This is a genomic window from Variovorax sp. YR752 (assembly GCF_943372545.1).
Map to the genome: position 1 here is coordinate 1 of NZ_CALRZC010000220.1, position 14,015 is coordinate 14,015.

The 14,015-nt window shown below is 70.6% G+C and carries 17 protein-coding genes, 1 tRNA gene and 1 pseudogene; 8 read left to right on the forward strand and 11 right to left on the reverse strand.

From position 1 onward, the window contains the following. The 4 genes and pseudogenes from AAG801_RS33375 to ahpF all read left to right on the forward strand — a co-directional run. A pseudogene (locus tag AAG801_RS33375) lies at positions 1-261 on the forward strand (hypothetical protein); the annotation flags it as partial. Continuing rightward, the gene (locus tag AAG801_RS33380) at positions 258-1,175 is read left to right on the forward strand and encodes a DUF2145 domain-containing protein (RefSeq protein WP_341892270.1); all 918 of its coding nucleotides are present in this window, start codon (positions 258-260) and stop codon (positions 1,173-1,175) included. The pseudogene AAG801_RS33375 and the gene AAG801_RS33380, both read left to right, overlap by 4 nt. A gap of 137 nt (positions 1,176-1,312) precedes the next feature. Further along, positions 1,313-1,876, forward strand: a complete 564-nt coding sequence (ahpC, locus tag AAG801_RS33385) for an alkyl hydroperoxide reductase subunit C (protein WP_341892271.1) — start codon at positions 1,313-1,315, stop codon at positions 1,874-1,876. 119 nt (positions 1,877-1,995) lie between these two features. After that, on the forward strand, positions 1,996-3,561 hold the full coding sequence (gene ahpF, locus AAG801_RS33390) for an alkyl hydroperoxide reductase subunit F (RefSeq protein ID WP_341892272.1): 1,566 nt from the start codon (positions 1,996-1,998) through the stop codon (positions 3,559-3,561). Here the strand turns inward: ahpF and AAG801_RS33395 are convergent, their stop codons facing one another. Both AAG801_RS33395 and AAG801_RS33400 read right to left on the reverse strand, forming a co-directional pair. Then, the gene (locus AAG801_RS33395) at positions 3,562-3,789 is read right to left on the reverse strand and encodes a hypothetical protein (RefSeq protein WP_341892273.1); all 228 of its coding nucleotides are present in this window, start codon (positions 3,787-3,789) and stop codon (positions 3,562-3,564) included. A gap of 59 nt (positions 3,790-3,848) precedes the next feature. Then, positions 3,849-3,923: transfer RNA gene (locus AAG801_RS33400), tRNA-Arg, on the reverse strand. A gap of 173 nt (positions 3,924-4,096) precedes the next feature. Between AAG801_RS33400 and AAG801_RS33405 the strand changes: the two genes are divergently transcribed. Both AAG801_RS33405 and AAG801_RS33410 read left to right on the forward strand, forming a co-directional pair. Next, a complete protein-coding gene (locus AAG801_RS33405; protein WP_341892274.1) occupies positions 4,097-4,630 on the forward strand; it encodes a c-type cytochrome in 534 nt (177 codons plus the stop codon). Positions 4,631-4,767: 137 nt separating this feature from the next. Then, positions 4,768-5,310, forward strand: coding sequence for a DUF3455 domain-containing protein (locus tag AAG801_RS33410; RefSeq protein WP_341892275.1), 543 nt, complete (start codon positions 4,768-4,770; stop codon positions 5,308-5,310). On the opposite strand, the gene AAG801_RS33415 is transcribed toward AAG801_RS33410, so the two are convergent. The 4 genes from AAG801_RS33415 to purU are packed head-to-tail and all read right to left on the reverse strand — an operon-like array spanning position 5,298 to position 8,261. Beyond that, the gene (locus AAG801_RS33415) at positions 5,298-5,843 is read right to left on the reverse strand and encodes a DUF2946 family protein (protein WP_341892276.1); all 546 of its coding nucleotides are present in this window, start codon (positions 5,841-5,843) and stop codon (positions 5,298-5,300) included. The genes AAG801_RS33410 and AAG801_RS33415 overlap by 13 nt on opposite strands. 14 nt (positions 5,844-5,857) lie before the next feature. Then, positions 5,858-6,907 (reverse strand): alpha/beta fold hydrolase, encoded by a 1,050-nt coding sequence (locus AAG801_RS33420; RefSeq protein ID WP_341892277.1) that lies wholly within the window; start codon positions 6,905-6,907, stop codon positions 5,858-5,860. A gap of 6 nt (positions 6,908-6,913) precedes the next feature. Then, a complete protein-coding gene (locus AAG801_RS33425) occupies positions 6,914-7,357 on the reverse strand; it encodes a nuclear transport factor 2 family protein (RefSeq protein WP_341892278.1) in 444 nt (147 codons plus the stop codon). 19 nt (positions 7,358-7,376) lie between these two features. Further along, positions 7,377-8,261 carry a formyltetrahydrofolate deformylase gene (gene purU, locus AAG801_RS33430; RefSeq protein WP_341892279.1) on the reverse strand — a complete coding sequence of 295 codons (885 nt, stop codon included), beginning with the start codon at positions 8,259-8,261 and terminating at the stop codon, positions 7,377-7,379. Between the two features lie 72 nt (positions 8,262-8,333). Here purU and AAG801_RS33435 point away from each other — a divergent pair, with 72 nt between their 5' ends. Both AAG801_RS33435 and AAG801_RS33440 read left to right on the forward strand, forming a co-directional pair. Then, on the forward strand, positions 8,334-8,972 hold the full coding sequence (locus AAG801_RS33435; protein WP_341892280.1) for a sigma-70 family RNA polymerase sigma factor: 639 nt from the start codon (positions 8,334-8,336) through the stop codon (positions 8,970-8,972). Between the two features lies 1 nt (position 8,973). Then, a complete protein-coding gene (locus AAG801_RS33440; RefSeq protein WP_341892281.1) occupies positions 8,974-9,669 on the forward strand; it encodes an anti-sigma factor in 696 nt (231 codons plus the stop codon). A 10-nt stretch (positions 9,670-9,679) separates the two neighbouring features. On the opposite strand, the gene AAG801_RS33445 is transcribed toward AAG801_RS33440, so the two are convergent. Genes AAG801_RS33445 through AAG801_RS33465 form a run of 5 tightly spaced genes read right to left on the reverse strand, consistent with a single transcriptional unit; the run spans position 9,680 to position 13,754 of the window. Next, a complete protein-coding gene (locus AAG801_RS33445; RefSeq protein WP_341892282.1) occupies positions 9,680-11,188 on the reverse strand; it encodes a PAS domain-containing protein in 1,509 nt (502 codons plus the stop codon). 4 nt (positions 11,189-11,192) lie between these two features. Further along, complete coding sequence (gene waaF / locus AAG801_RS33450) at positions 11,193-12,203, reverse strand: lipopolysaccharide heptosyltransferase II (RefSeq protein WP_341892283.1); 1,011 nt, start codon at positions 12,201-12,203, stop codon at positions 11,193-11,195. A gap of 4 nt (positions 12,204-12,207) precedes the next feature. Continuing rightward, the gene (locus tag AAG801_RS33455; protein WP_341892284.1) at positions 12,208-12,414 is read right to left on the reverse strand and encodes a zinc-finger domain-containing protein; all 207 of its coding nucleotides are present in this window, start codon (positions 12,412-12,414) and stop codon (positions 12,208-12,210) included. 5 nt (positions 12,415-12,419) lie between these two features. Further along, positions 12,420-13,343, reverse strand: coding sequence for a branched-chain amino acid transaminase (locus AAG801_RS33460; RefSeq protein ID WP_341892285.1), 924 nt, complete (start codon positions 13,341-13,343; stop codon positions 12,420-12,422). A gap of 33 nt (positions 13,344-13,376) precedes the next feature. Further along, a complete protein-coding gene (locus AAG801_RS33465) occupies positions 13,377-13,754 on the reverse strand; it encodes a hypothetical protein (protein WP_341892286.1) in 378 nt (125 codons plus the stop codon). Between the last annotated feature and the right edge of the window lie 261 nt (positions 13,755-14,015).

The window sequence follows — 14,015 nt, forward strand, 5'->3', positions numbered from 1 at the left end:
GTGGCCGACCAGCCCGGCACCGTTCGCATGAAGCTGCAGGCCGTGCAGGACATGCCCGGCGCCGCCGCCGACAACGAGTTCTTCCTCTTCCTGCCGCAGCAGGTGGTCGAGCAGGCGCGCCTGACGCAGGGCGCCGTCGTGATGGCGCGCCACAAGCCCTACGGGCTGGAGTTCGCCCACGCGAAGACGCTCAAGGGCTTCTTCATGGCGCTGAAGGACGAGTGGTACCGCGAGCTGCAGACGCGCCCCGTCTCGCTTTGATACTGCCAGCGCTGCGCCGCGCGGCCTTCGCGCTGGCGCTGCTCGCCGGCCTCGCGGCCACCCCGGCGCGCGCCGAAGCGCTGCGCTACTGCGACACCCCCACCGCGCTGGGCCACGGGCAGCGCGACCGGCTGTTCCGCTTCGCCGGCATCGTGCGTGACGAACTCGAGGGCTCGGGGCAGCGGCTCGCACTGGTCGCGCGTTCCGGGCTGGACCTGTCCCGCTTCGGCATGCGCTATTCGCACGCCGGCGTGAGCCTGAAGGGCAACGCCGTCGCGCCCTGGTCGGTGCGGCAGCTCTACTACGACTGCGAAGAGCGCCGGCCGCGCATCTTCGACCAGGGCCTGACCGCCTTCCTGCTCGGCATGAGCAACGAAGACGGCGGCTACCTCTCGGTCGTGCTGCTGCCGGAGGACGCGGCCACCGCGCTGGAGCCGGCTGCGCTCGACGACCGCCTCGCGCTGCGCCTGCTCGCCGGCACCTACAGCGCCAACGCCTACGTCTGGGGCTTGCAGTACCAGAACTGCAACCAGTGGGTGGCCGAGCTGCTCGCTTCGGCCTGGGGCGGTGCCGACCCCTCCGGTGACGCCCGTGCGCAGGCGCAGGCCTGGCTGCGCGCGCAGGGCTACGAGGCCAGCACCTTCCACGTGCCCTTCGCGCCCCTGTCGATGTGGGCGGTGGCCGTGACACCCTGGCTGCACCACAGCGACCATCCGAGCGAAGACCTGCAGCAGGCGGTCTACCGGGTCAGCATGCCTGCGTCGATCGAGGCCTTCGTGCAGGCCCGGCTGCCGGCGGCGCGGCGCCTCGAGTTCTGCCGCAGCGGGGCGCGCGTCGTCGTGCGCCGCGGCTGGGCGCCGATCGCCGAGGGCTGCGAGCCCGGCCCGCAGGACCGCGTGGTGATGCTCGACTGAGCGGCACCGACCACCCGGCCAGGCGATAGGCAATGCCAATCGCCGAGATTTCTGCAATCAACCCACGATATGCTGCGGCGCACACAGAATAGCGCCTGTCAGATCCCTTTCGCCCACCTTCAATCCAAGGAAACCCCATGTCGATCATCAACACCCAGGTTCAGCCGTTCAAGGCCAACGCGTTCCACAACGGCAAGTTCATCGAGGTCAGCGACGAGTCGCTGAAGGGCAAGTGGTCCGTGCTGATCTTCATGCCGGCCGCCTTCACCTTCAACTGCCCGACGGAAGTCGAGGACGCCGCCGACAACTACGCCGCCTTCAAGGATGCCGGCGCCGAGGTCTACATCGTCACCACCGACACGCACTTCGCGCACAAGGTCTGGCACGAGACCAGCCCGGCCGTGGGCAAGGCGAAGTTCCCGCTGGTCGGCGACCCGACGCACCAGCTGACCCGCGCCTTCGGCGTGCACATCGAGGAAGAGGGCCTGGCGCTGCGCGGCACCTTCATCGTCAACCCGGACGGCATCGTCAAGACCGCCGAGATCCACGACAACGCGATCGCGCGTGACGTCAAGGAAAGCCTGCGCAAGCTGCAGGCCGCCCAGTACGTCGCCAAGAACCCGGGCCAGGTCTGCCCGGCCAAGTGGCAGCAAGGCGCGAAGACGCTGACCCCGTCTCTCGACCTGGTGGGCAAGATCTAACGTCCCACCCCCGGGGGCGCTCCCGCGCTCCCCCTCGAGGGGGCACCACCAGCGGACCGGCCAAGCCGGATCCGCGGCGGTCGCTCGACCACGCCTGATCACATCGGAGCATTGCCGCCATGCTGGACGACAGCCTCAAGACCCAACTCGCCTCGTACCTGGAACGCCTGCGCGAGCCGGTGGAACTGATCGCCTCGCTCGACGAGCGCGACGCCTCGGCCGAGATGCGCGAGCTGATCGAGGAGATCGCCGCGCTCAGCCCGCTGGTCAGCGCGCGCTTCGATGGCGCGGACGAACGTCGTCCGTCGTTCCAGATCACCCGGGCCGGTGCCGACATGGGCGTGCGCTTCGCCGCCATCCCGATGGGCCACGAGTTCACCTCGCTGGTGCTGGCACTGCTGCAGGCCGGCGGCCACCCGCCCAAGCTCGAGGCCGATGTCATCGAGCAGATCCAGTCCCTCGACGGCGACTTCGCCTTCGAGACCTACATGTCGCTGACCTGCCACAACTGCCCGGACGTGGTTCAGGCGCTGAACCTGATGGCGGTGCTCAACCCGCGCATCCGCCACGTGGCGGTCGACGGCGGCCTGTTCCAGGCTGAGGTCGAGTCGCGCAAGATCATGGCCGTGCCGACGATCTACCTGAACGGCCAGCCGTTCGGCTCGGGCCGCATGGAGATCGGCGAGATCCTCGCCAAGATCGACACCGGCGCGGCGGCGCGTGATGCCGCCAAGCTGGCGAAGAAGGACGTGTTCGACGTGCTGATCGTCGGCGGCGGCCCGGCCGGCGCGGCGGCGGCGGTGTACGCGGCGCGCAAGGGCATCAGGACCGGCATCGTCGCCGAGCGCTTCGGCGGCCAGACACTGGACACGCTGGGCATCGAGAACTACATCTCCGTGCTCGAGACGCAAGGCCCGAAGTTCGCCGCGGCGCTGGAGGCGCATGCGCGCCACTACGACGTCGACATCATGAACGGCCAGCGTGTCGAGAAGCTCGAGCCTTCATTGCAGCCGGGTGGCACGACCACCATCACGCTGGCCAACGGCGCGCAGTTGCAGGGCCGCACGGTGATCCTGTCGACCGGCGCACGCTGGCGCAACGTCAACGTGCCCGGCGAAGCCGAGTACAAGAACAAGGGCGTGGCCTACTGCCCGCACTGCGACGGCCCGCTGTTCAAGGGCAGGAAGGTCGCGGTGATCGGCGGCGGCAACTCCGGCGTCGAGGCGGCGATCGACCTCGCCGGCGTGGTCGAGCATGTCACGCTGATCGAGTTCGCCGAGGCGCTGAAGGCCGACGCGGTGCTGGTCAGCAAGCTCAGGAGCCTGCCCAACGTCGACATCCACACCAACGCGCAGACCACCGCGATCATCGGCGACGGCGAGAAGGTCACCGGGCTGCACTACAAGGACCGCGCCACCGGCGCCGACTTCGGCATCGAGCTCGCCGGCGTGTTCGTGCAGATCGGCCTGGTGCCCAACACCGAGTGGCTGAAGGGCACGGTCGAGCTGTCGAAGTACGGCGAGATCATCGTCGACGCCAAGGGTGCGACCAGCATCCCCGGCGTGTTCGCGGCCGGCGACGCGACGACCACGCCCTACAAGCAGATCGTCATCGCTGCGGGCGAGGGCGCGAAGGCGGCACTCTCGGCCTTCGACCACCTGATCCGGCACTCGGTGCCGGCCTGATCAGCCGCGCTTCTTCGGGTCGGGCGGGGGCGGCGTGACGGACTCCTGAGCCAGCGCCCCCCATTCGGACTCGGTCATGTCGAGTTCGGCGACCTCGGGCTTGCGCGGCTCGGCGACACGGCGCCGCTCGGCACGGCCGGGCGGCCCCTTGTCGACCTGACGGCGGTCGCGGCCGGAGCGGCGCTCCGCGGTGGTCTTGCTTGCCGCCTTGGCGGGCCTTTGCGTCATCTGTCGTTGAAGCTGCTGGACAGTCAGCGGCGCGGCAGCGTGTGGTGTGCGGCGCCGGGTGGCGCGACCGGCAGGAATCGAACCTGCGACGTAGCCTTCGGAGGGCTGCATGATATCCACTTCACCACGGTCGCACGCCGGCGCGGATTCTACGCCCCGGCGTGTAATGCGCTTCTTCGGCCGCAGCGTCGGGGCTGCGGGCCCGCGTCGCCGCCCCCTATAATTCGCGGGTTTTTGCTCTCCCCGGCCGAGCCCCGCGGGAGAGACGCCCCGAGAACACCCGACAGCCCCCGACACCGAGGAATTCATGAGCGACTCCCACGACCACGACGGCCCGCACGAAGGCCCGATCAAGACGCCCAAGCAACTCGTCCTCGCGGTGGTGTTCTCCTTCGTGATCCCGATCTTCCTGATCGTGCTGCTGGTCAAGTACGTCGTCACCGACCACCGCGATGCGGCCGGCAGCGACGGCATGGGCGCCGAAGCCGTGGCACGACGCATCCAGCCGATCGGCAGCATCGAGGTGAAAGACGCCTCCGACACCGCCGCGCTGAAGACCGGCGAGCAGGTCTTCGCCGCCCAGTGCAGCGCCTGCCACACCTCCGGCGCTGCGGGCGCCCCCAAGGTCGGCGACACGGCCGCCTGGGACGCGCGCATCAAGACGGGCTACGAGGCGCTGCTGAGCTCGGCGCTGAAGGGCAAGGGTGCGATGGGGGCGCAGGGCGGCGGCGACTTCAGCGACTTCGAGATCGGCCGCGCCGTGGTCTACCTGGCCAATCAGGCCGGCGGCAAGTTCGAGGAACCCAAGGCGCCGGCAGCCCCCGCCTCGGCCGCGCAGTAAGGCGCACGCTCCCCGATCAAAGCCGGCCCTCGGGCCGGCTTTTTCATGCGCGTGTGCATCCGCGAGCGCCGGCGCGGCGTATCGGGCAGCCGGGGCCGGAAGGCCCCGACCCGAACCCACCTTCCCGGAGCACCACGATGAACAAGACCCTTTCGCTGCTCGGCCTGGCCGCGCTGCTCTCGGCCTGCGCCACCAGCCCCTCGATGATGACGATGAAGCCGGTGGACAACGCCGCGCTGCCCGAAGCCGTGCGCGTGCCGGCCGGCCTGAAGCAGACCCTGGCCACCACCGGCGTCGGCGAGATCACCTACGAATGCCGCGAGAAGAAGGACATGGCCGGCGCCCACGAGTGGGCCTTCGTCGCGCCGGTGGCGACGCTGTACACGGCTGACCGCAAGACCGTCGGCAAGTACTACGCCGGCCCGACCTGGGAAGCCGCCGACGGCTCCAGGGTCACCGGCAAGCAGGTCGCTGTGGCACCGGCCACGCCGGGCAACATCCCGCTGCAACTGGTCAAGGCCGAGCCGGCGATGGGCACGGGCGCGATGCAGGGTGTGGCCTACATCCAGCGACTGAACACCAAGGGTGGCGTGGCGCCGGCCGCCGCCTGCGACGCGTCGGCCAAGGGCCAGCGCAAGCAGGTCGCCTACGAGGCCGACTACGTCTTCTACGGCAGCTGAGCGGCGTGATCGGCGGCCGGGCTGAGCCGGTAGCCGAAGCGCTGAGGCAGCGCGGCGAAGCGGGTCTCCTGCGGCGCCCAGGCGCCGCGTTCCACCGCGTCGGCGGCGGTCTCCATGTCCAGCGTGTGGACGAGGCCGAGGCCGAGGTCGGTGGCGAGGAACAGCCGGCCGCGCTCGTCGAGCCAGGCCGATTCGAAGTGAGCCGGCAGGCCGCTGTGGCTGGCGATGGCGGGCGATGCGTCGCCGTGCGACAGCCGCCACACGAACGGCGCCGCCTCCAGCTCGACGTAGACGCGCTGCGGCCCGTTCTGGAAGAACCACGCGCCGTGCTCGTCGGCGGCGTAGTTGCGGTGGATGAACTCGCGCAGCTTGTCGTGCAGGATCCGGCTGCCCTTGACCTGCGGGAACGGCCCGGCGGCCTGCACGCGGTCGTCGCGCATGTACCAGTCGCCGCGCGCGTCCAGCGCCAGCCAGCCGCGGCAGTGCGGCACGTTGGGCCACTTCTTCAGCGCCGCCTTGACGATGTCGTCCATGCGCCGATGCTGCGTCAAAGCTGGCGGGTGATCCAGCCCATCACCTGCTCGGGCAGGGTCATCACATGGCCGGGCCAGCGCCCGCCGGGGAAGCCGACATGCCCACCGTGCGGCGGCTGCCACAGCGTGACGTGGCGGCCGACCTCGTGCGCGCGCGGCAGGCTGCTGCCAGGCACGAAGGGGTCGTTGGTCGCATTGAGCACGAGCGCCGGGATGCGGATGCGCTGCAGGTGCGGCTTGGCCGAGCCGCGCGCCCAGTAGTCGTCGGTGTCGCGAAAGCCGTGCAGCGGCGCGGTGAAGACGTTGTCGAAGTCGTACAGGTCGCGCGCCGCGAGCAGCTTCTCGCGGCTGAACAGGCCGGGGTGCTGGGCCAGCTTGGCCAGCGCCTTGGGCTTCATCGAGCGCAGGAACATGCGCGTGTAGACGAGGCGATTGAAGCCGCGGCCGATGGCATGCCCGCCGGCGGTCAGGTCGATCGGGGAGCTGATCGCGGCCACCGCCTTCGCAGTGGACGAGGCGCTGTCACCCGCCTCCTCGGCCCAGCGCAGCAGCGCGTTGCCGCCCAGCGAGACACCGACCGCGGCGATCGGCCCGGCATGCCGCGCCTTCGCCTGCGCGAGCATCCAGCCGATCTCCTCGAAGTCACCCGAGTGGTAGGCGCGCGGCCCGAGGTTCAGTTCGCCCGAGCAGCCGCGGAAGTGCGGCATCACGAAGCGCCAGCCGTGGCGGCGCGCCCAGTCGGCGAAGGATTGTGCGTAGTGACTCTTCGTCGAGCCCTCGAGGCCGTGGAACATCACCAGCAACGGCACCGTCGTGTCGTCGGCGAGCTGGGCGCCGGGCCGTCCCAAGCCCGGCGAGGCCCCCTCGGGGGGCGTGGTCGCCGTACCCGGCGACCCGGGGGCTGCATCCAGCCAGTCGGCGTCGACGAAGTCGGCATCCGGCGTGGTCCAGCGTTCGCGCCGGAACACCATTGGCGGGCCATGCCGGCGCCTGCCGAACAGTGCCGGCCAGATGGTCTGGGCATTGCCGCCGGGCAGCCAGCGCGGCGATCGGTAGCGCTCCACGTCGGCTCAGTGGATCGTCGAGCCGGCCTCGACGATGTCCTGCACCTCGCGCGGCGAGCCGGGGCTCGCGTGGTGCGCCGCCATCGCCCAGCGCGTACCGGACTTCACGTAGACATTGGTCGCCACCACCCAGGCCGTCTGCAGGCCTTCGTCGGTGGGGATGTCGATGCGCTCGAGCACGCTGTGCACCGCGCAGTTCAGCGTCTGCAGGCGCCGCACCTTGTCCGGCCGCGCGCGGATCGCCCCATTGGCGAAGATGGACTCGAAGGCGGCGCGGATCGCCACCGCGCCGACCACGCGCGGCCCGCCCGGGTGCACGCAGACGATGTCGTCGTCGTCCGACCAGACCGCCATCAGCGCCTCGATGTCGGCCGACTGCAGCGCCTCGTAGAACTGCTGCTCGATCTCGTCGGGCGTCGAAGGCGGCGGCGGCGGTTTGGCGCGTGACATGGGGGTGTGGCGTCGGGCCTCAGCGGAACACGACGGTCTTCTTGCCATTGAGCAGCACGCGGTGCTCGACGTGCCAGCGAACCGCACGGGCCAGCACCACGCATTCGACGTCGCGGCCCACCGCGGTGAAGTCCTCCGGGCTGAGCGTGTGGTCGACGCGCTCGACGTCCTGCTCGATGATCGGCCCCTCGTCGAGTTCGGCGGTGACGTAGTGCGCCGTCGCACCGATCAGCTTCACGCCGCGCTCGTGCGCCTGGTAGTAGGGCTTGGCGCCCTTGAAGCTGGGCAGGAAGCTGTGGTGGATGTTGATCGCGCGGCCGCGCAGGAACTGGCAGAACTCGGTGCTGAGGATCTGCATGTAGCGCGCCAGCACCACCAGGTCGATCTGCTCCTTGTCGACCAGGGCCTCGACCTGCTGCTCCTGCGCGCGCTTGGCCTCGGCACCCGCTCCGGTGGCCAGCGGCAGGTGGTGGAAGGGGATGCCGTAGCTGGCCGCCAGGTCGGCGTAGTCGGGGTGGTTGGAGACGATCGCCGGGATCTCGACGTCGAGCTGCCCCGAGCGCCAGCGGAACAGCAGGTCGTTCAGGCAGTGGCCGTGCTTGCTGACCATCATCAGCATCCGCGGCTTGCGCGCCAGCGCGTGCAGCTTCGCGTCCATGCCGAACTGCTCGCGCAGGTGGGTGAACAGCGGGTCGAGCTTGCTGGTGTCGGCCAGGTGCGGCGGCGCCTCGAAGTGCACGCGCAGGAAAAACAGGCCGGTGGCGTCGCTGGCCAGCACGTCGCCGAACTGCTGCGAGTCGATGATGTTGCAGCCGGCCTGGAACAGCAGGCCGGAGACGGCGTGCACGATGCCCTTGGTATCGCGGCACGACAGGGTGAGGACGAACTGGTTGCGGCTGGGCATCGGTGCTTTCCTGTGGGCAGGGCATTGTACGAAGCGCATCCAGTCGGCGCCGGCCTGCGTACAGTCCGTGTGATGCCTGCCGCTTCCGCCGCCGACTGGACCGACCGCAGCCGCGAACTCGCGCAGCTGCTCGGCCGCGCCGGGCTGGGCGATCGTGCGGCCTTTGCCGCGCTCTACCAGCGCACCAGCGCGCATCTGTTCGCCGTCATCCTGCGCATCAACCGCGACCGGGCCCAGGCCGAGGACATCCTCCAGGAGGTGTATGTCAACGTCTGGCGCTCGGCGCAGAGCTTCGATGCGGCACAGGGCCAGCCGCTGACCTGGCTGACCAGCGTGGCGCGCAACCGCGCCATCGACAGCCTGCGCCGCGCGCAAACCCAGCCGCAGATCCAGGCCGCCCGCACCTCCGGCGGCGACGATGCAGAGGACGTGGACGTGTACGACCAGGTGGCGGACGACGGCGCCGGCCCGCTCGAGCTGCTCGGCCGGGCCGCGGACGCGCGCGCACTCTCTCACTGCATGCAGGCGCTCAGCGCGCAGCAGCGCCAGAGCGTCGCGCTGGCCTTCTTCGACGGCCTCTCGCACGCCGAGGTGGCCGAGCAGATGCGCCAGCCCCTGGGCACGGTGAAGTCCTGGGTGCGGCGCTCGCTGATCGCGTTGAAGGGCTGCCTCGACAGCGCGGTGAAACGCGACATCGCGGGGGGTGCCTGAGATGGACTACGGCCGCCCCGAACTCGCCGACCGCCTCGCCGCCGCCTACGTGGCCGGCACGCTGCGCGGCCCGGCGCGGCGCCGCTTCGAGTCGCTGCTGCCGGCGCATCCGATGCTGCGCCGCGCCGTGCGTGCCTGGCAGGAACGGCTGATGCCGCTGACCGTGGGCATCGCGCCGGAGCAGCCTTCGCCGCAGGTCTGGCAACTCATCGAGGCGCGCATCGGCGGCGCGCCCACCGGCGTGGCGGCGCCCTTGCCGTGGTGGGCGCAGTTGGCCTTCTGGCGCGGCTTCGCCGCGCTGGCCAGCGTGGCCACCATCAGCCTGGCGGTGCTGCTGGCCAGCCCGGCGCCGGTGCAGCCGCCGATCGTGGTGGTGCTCAACGCCACCGCACCAGGCGGCGAGGGCGGCGTGATCCCGGCCTCCTTCGTCGCCAGCATCAGCGGCGATGGCCGCACGGTGGTCGCCAGGCCGATCGCCAATGTCGCGCTGCAAAACGACCGCGTGCTCGAACTGTGGGCCGCGGCCGGCAAGAACCCGCCGCGCTCGCTCGGCCTGATCTCGGCCCGTGGCGCCACCGTCGTCAAGCGCACCTCGCTGCCGCCGGGCACCGACCATCTCGCGGTCAGCCTCGAGCCGCCGGGCGGTTCGCCCACCGGCGCGCCGACCGGGCCGGTTCTCGCCGTCGGCAACCTCTGAGACCCGCGGCTCAGGCCCGCGGCAGGCGCACGCTGAAGGTCGAGCCCACGCCCGACACGCTGTCCACCTCGATGCGGCCGCCCATCAGCTCGACCAGCGACCTGGTCACCGCCAGGCCGATGCCGGCGCCCTCGATGCTGCCACGCGCCTGCGCGCCGCGCTGGAAGGGCTGGAACAGCGTGGGCAGGTCCTCGGCGGCGATGCCCACGCCGGTGTCCTGGACCGACGCCACCAGCTCGGCGCCGTCGTCCCAGATCTCGACATCGACCCGCCCGCCGGCGCGGTTGTACTTGATGGCATTGCTCAGCAGGTTGAGCAGCACCTGGCGCAGCCGCGTCGGATCGGCGAGCACCGTCGCCGCGACGCCGCTCACGTGCAGCGCCACCGCGGCTGCGTCGGCCTGCGGACGCACCAGCTCGACGCAGTCGGCGACCAGCGGTGACAGCGGCAGCGCGGTGGTCGCCAGCGCCAGCTGGCCGGACTCGATGCGCGTCAGGTCGAGCAGCTCGCCGATCATCTGCAGCAGGTGCGTGCCGGCCTCGCGGACCAGCTCGACGCGGCGCCGCTGCATCGCCGTCAGCGGCTCGCGTTCGTCGATCTCGAGCAACTGCGCGAAGCCGAGCACGGCGTTCAGCGGCGTGCGCAGCTCGTGGCTCATGCGCGAGAGGAACTCGGTCTTGGCGCGGTTCGCGGCCTGCGCTGCCGCCGCCGCGGCACGCGCCTGCTCGAGCTCGCGCTTGTCGGAGATGTCCTCCAGGTAGCCGTGCCAGAGCACGCTGCCGTCGGCCTCGCGCTGCGGCGTGGCGACCACGCTGACCCAGCGCCGCTCGCCGCCGCTCAGGTAGAGGCGGAACTCGCAGCGCCACTGGCGCATTGCGCGCAGCGCGCGGCCGACGCTGGCGAACACGCGCTCGCGGTCGTCGCGCTCGATCAGGCGGATGGCGCGGCTGGCGTCGCGCAGCAGCTCCTTCGGCATCACGCCGAGCAGGTCGATGCAGCTCTCGCTGATGAAGGGGAACTGGCCGCTGCCGTCGGGCAGCGTGCGGTACTGGTAGACCACGCCCGGCACGTTGCGCACGATGCGGCGCAGCCGCTCGGCCAGGGCCAGCGCCTCGCCCTGGGCCGCGCGGCGCTGCGAGATGTCGGTGAGCGTGCCCACCATGCGCAGCGGCTCGCCCGCCGGGCTGCGCTCGACGATGCGGCCGCGCTCGGCCACCCAGCGCCAGGTGCCGTCGCTGGCGCGCGCGCGGTACTCGTGCTCGTAGATGCCGGTCTCCTCGCGCGCGTGGCGCTGGTAGGCCTCCTGGTTGGCGTCAAGGTCCTCGGGGTGGATCAGCGCGTTCCAGGTCTGCTGCAGCGGCGCCAGGCCTTCGTCCGCATGCCCGAGCAAGGCCATGCTGGCGCGGAAGTTGGTCAGCCGGTCGGTGAGGATGTCCCACTCCCACACCGAGGTGCCAGCCCCGAGCAGCGCATCGCGCATCAGCGCGTCGCCGTCGTCGCGATCGGTGTTCCGGCTCATCGGACTACCCGCGCTGCAGCCCAAGCGCGTCGGCCAGCGCCGCCTGCACGCGCTGCGGCGCCACCTCGGTCAGGCAGCGGGTGTGGCCGTAGCGACAGCTGCGTTCGAAGCAGGGCATGCAGTCGAGCTGCAGTTCGTCCTTCAGCCACAGCACGCGGGCGCGCGGGTTCAGCGGCGGCGTGTGCTCGGGGCTGGTCGAGCCGAACACCGCCACCTGGGCCAGCCCGAAGGCAGCGGCCACGTGCATCAGGCCCGAGTCGTTGCTGACCAGGCCGCGCGCGCCGGCGATCAGCGCCATGGCGTCCATCAGCGAGGTCTGGCCGGCCATCACGCGGCAGGCGCCGGGCGCGGCGTCGGCGATCGTTGCGGCAAGCTCCGCCTCCTTGCCCGAGCCGAGCAGCAGCACCGGCGTGCCGTCGGCTGCGTGCAGCGCGCGGGCCAGTTCGGCGTAGTGCGCGGCCGGCCAGCACTTGGCCGGGCCGTACTCGGCCCCGGGCGCGAAGGCCCAGTAGCGACCCGGCTCGACGCCCGCACTGCGCGTTGCGGCCTGCACGATGCCGGGCTCGAAGGCCATGCGCGGCCGCTCGTCGGCCCGCGCCGGCTCGCCGGAGAGCGCCGCGTAGAACGCCACCATCGGCGGCCGGCCGGCTGCATTCGGCAGCCGCTGGTTGAGCAGCCCCCAGCGGCCTTCGCCGCGGTAGCCGATACGCCGCGGGATGCCGGCGAACCAGGGAATCAGCGCCGACTTGATCGAGTTGGGCAGCACGTAGGCGACATCGAAGCGCCCGCGCAGCGTGGCGGCGATGCGCCGCCGCGCCGCCCAGTCGAGGCGGCCGTGGGCGAACGGCAGTTCGATCACCTCGCGCACCTGCGGCATGGCGCGGTAGACCGGTGCCACCCAGGGCAGCGCCGCGACGGCGAGCGTCTCGCCGCGCGCCGCCAGACGCGCGAGCAGCGGCTCGGACATCACCGCGTCGCCGATCCACTGCGGCGCGATGACGAGGGAGCGGGTCATGGCGTCAGTGGGCGTGCAGCTTCTCGCCGGCCTTCAGCCGGTACACCGTGCCGCAGTAAGGGCACTTGCCTTCGCCCTCGGTGGCCACGTCGATGAACACGCGCGGGTGGTTGCTCCACAGCGCCATCTTCGGGTTGGGGCAGGCCACGACGCCGGGGCCCTGCACGTCCTTCGCGGTCACCTCGACCACGGCCTTGGGTTCGCTGCTCATGATGTTCAGACCTTGGTCAGCCACTCGGCGTACTTCGCATTGCGCCCGTTGACGATGTCGAAGAAGGCGCTCTGGATCTTCTCGGTGATCGGCCCGCGCGAGCCGCGGCCGATCTCGATGCGGTCGAGCTCGCGGATCGGGGTGACTTCGGCGGCGGTGCCGGTGAAGAAGGCCTCGTCGCTGATGTAGACCTCGTCGCGCGTGATGCGCTTCTCGACCAGCTTCAGGCCCAGGTCCTGGCAGATGGCGAAGATGGTGTCGCGCGTGATGCCGTTGAGCGCACCGGCGGAGAGGTCGGGCGTGTAGACCACGCCCTTCTTGATGACGAACAGGTTCTCGCCCGCGCCTTCGGAGACGAAGCCCGAGGCGTCGAGCAGCAGCGCCTCGTCGTAGCCCTCGTCCGTCGCTTCCATGTTGGCGAGGATGGAGTTGGTGTAGTTGCTCACCGCCTTGGCCTGCGTCATCGTGATGTTGACGTGGTGGCGGGTGTAGCTCGAGGTCTTCACGCGGATGCCGCGCTTCATGCCCTCTTCGCCGAGGTAGGCACCCCAGGGCCAGGCGGCGATCATCAAGTGGATGGTGTTGCCCTTGGGGCTGACGCCGAGCTTCTCGGAGCCGATCCAGGTCAGCGGCCGCAGGTAGCAGCTCTCCAGCTTGTTCACGCGCACCACCTCGCGCTGCGCCTCCATCACCTGCTCCATGCTGAAGGGGATCTTCATGCGCAGGATCTTGGCGCTGTTGAACAGGCGCTCGGTGTGCTCGCGCAGGCGGAAGATGGCCGTGCCGTGGACGGTGTTGTAGGCGCGCACGCCCTCGAAAGCGCCGCAGCCGTAGTGCAGCGTGTGGCTCAGCACGTGGATCTTGGCATCGCGCCATTCCACCAGCTGGCCATCCATCCAGATCTTTCCGTCGCGGTCGGCCATCGACATGGCAGCTCTCCAGGGGTTCTCGAACCGGCAATTTTACGGCGCGGGTCGGTCGAGCTCGTGGCGAGCCAGCTTGCCGTGCGTGAAGTGCAGCCGCACGGTGCTGCCGCCCTCGTCGCTCCAGGCCCAATCGTCGTCGCCGGCCTCGAGCTTGCGGCCCAGGCTCTTCGTCAGGCCGATCACCTGCAGCATGGTCATGCCCGGGCGCAGTTTCGCGTTGAGCATCACTGCGCTGTCGACATGCCCGACCGGCGCCTGCCCGGCCTGACGCATCGCGCGCACGGTCCGGCTGAACTGCAGCAGCAGCCAGAACACCACCACGCTGATCGCGAACAGCACCCCCTGCCAGCCGTATTGCTGCCACGCGAGCGCAACGAAGACGGCGGCCAGCGCCCAGCCAAGGATCGGATTCATCGCCGCGATGTTAGCGAGGCGCGCGGCGCGTCCTGCATGGCCATCCGCGTTCGAACACTCGGGAGGTCTCGTGAGCGACCGGGTTGTCGCTTCGCGGCCCTGAGCTGAAGGTCAACGTCTGCTTTGCGAGTTGAGGTCGGAACGGCAAAGGCGCGCCCGGGCAGGCTCCGGCGCTTCGCCTCGGCGGTCGGTGCTGCGCACCGACTCCCCTGCGATGCTCGGTCTCGCGGCCGCGTCGCAGAACTCACTTCGCGACCTGCG

Excerpts from the sequence above, each read along its gene's own strand:
- ahpC (WP_341892271.1), top strand. The coding sequence starts at position 1,313 with ATGTCGATCATCAACACCCAGGTTCAGCCGTTCAAGGCCAACGCGTTC.
- ahpF (WP_341892272.1), top strand. The coding sequence starts at position 1,996 with ATGCTGGACGACAGCCTCAAGACCCAACTCGCCTCGTACCTGGAACGC.
- AAG801_RS33395 (WP_341892273.1), bottom strand. The coding sequence starts at position 3,789 with ATGACGCAAAGGCCCGCCAAGGCGGCAAGCAAGACCACCGCGGAGCGC.
- AAG801_RS33405 (WP_341892274.1), top strand. The coding sequence starts at position 4,097 with ATGAGCGACTCCCACGACCACGACGGCCCGCACGAAGGCCCGATCAAG.
- AAG801_RS33410 (WP_341892275.1), top strand. The coding sequence starts at position 4,768 with ATGAACAAGACCCTTTCGCTGCTCGGCCTGGCCGCGCTGCTCTCGGCC.
- AAG801_RS33415 (WP_341892276.1), bottom strand. The coding sequence starts at position 5,843 with ATGGACGACATCGTCAAGGCGGCGCTGAAGAAGTGGCCCAACGTGCCG.
- AAG801_RS33425 (WP_341892278.1), bottom strand. The coding sequence starts at position 7,357 with ATGTCACGCGCCAAACCGCCGCCGCCGCCTTCGACGCCCGACGAGATC.
- purU (WP_341892279.1), bottom strand. The coding sequence starts at position 8,261 with ATGCCCAGCCGCAACCAGTTCGTCCTCACCCTGTCGTGCCGCGATACC.
- AAG801_RS33435 (WP_341892280.1), top strand. The coding sequence starts at position 8,334 with ATGCCTGCCGCTTCCGCCGCCGACTGGACCGACCGCAGCCGCGAACTC.
- AAG801_RS33440 (WP_341892281.1), top strand. The coding sequence starts at position 8,974 with ATGGACTACGGCCGCCCCGAACTCGCCGACCGCCTCGCCGCCGCCTAC.
- AAG801_RS33445 (WP_341892282.1), bottom strand. The coding sequence starts at position 11,188 with ATGAGCCGGAACACCGATCGCGACGACGGCGACGCGCTGATGCGCGAT.
- waaF (WP_341892283.1), bottom strand. The coding sequence starts at position 12,203 with ATGACCCGCTCCCTCGTCATCGCGCCGCAGTGGATCGGCGACGCGGTG.
- AAG801_RS33455 (WP_341892284.1), bottom strand. The coding sequence starts at position 12,414 with ATGAGCAGCGAACCCAAGGCCGTGGTCGAGGTGACCGCGAAGGACGTG.
- AAG801_RS33460 (WP_341892285.1), bottom strand. The coding sequence starts at position 13,343 with ATGTCGATGGCCGACCGCGACGGAAAGATCTGGATGGATGGCCAGCTG.
- AAG801_RS33465 (WP_341892286.1), bottom strand. The coding sequence starts at position 13,754 with ATGAATCCGATCCTTGGCTGGGCGCTGGCCGCCGTCTTCGTTGCGCTC.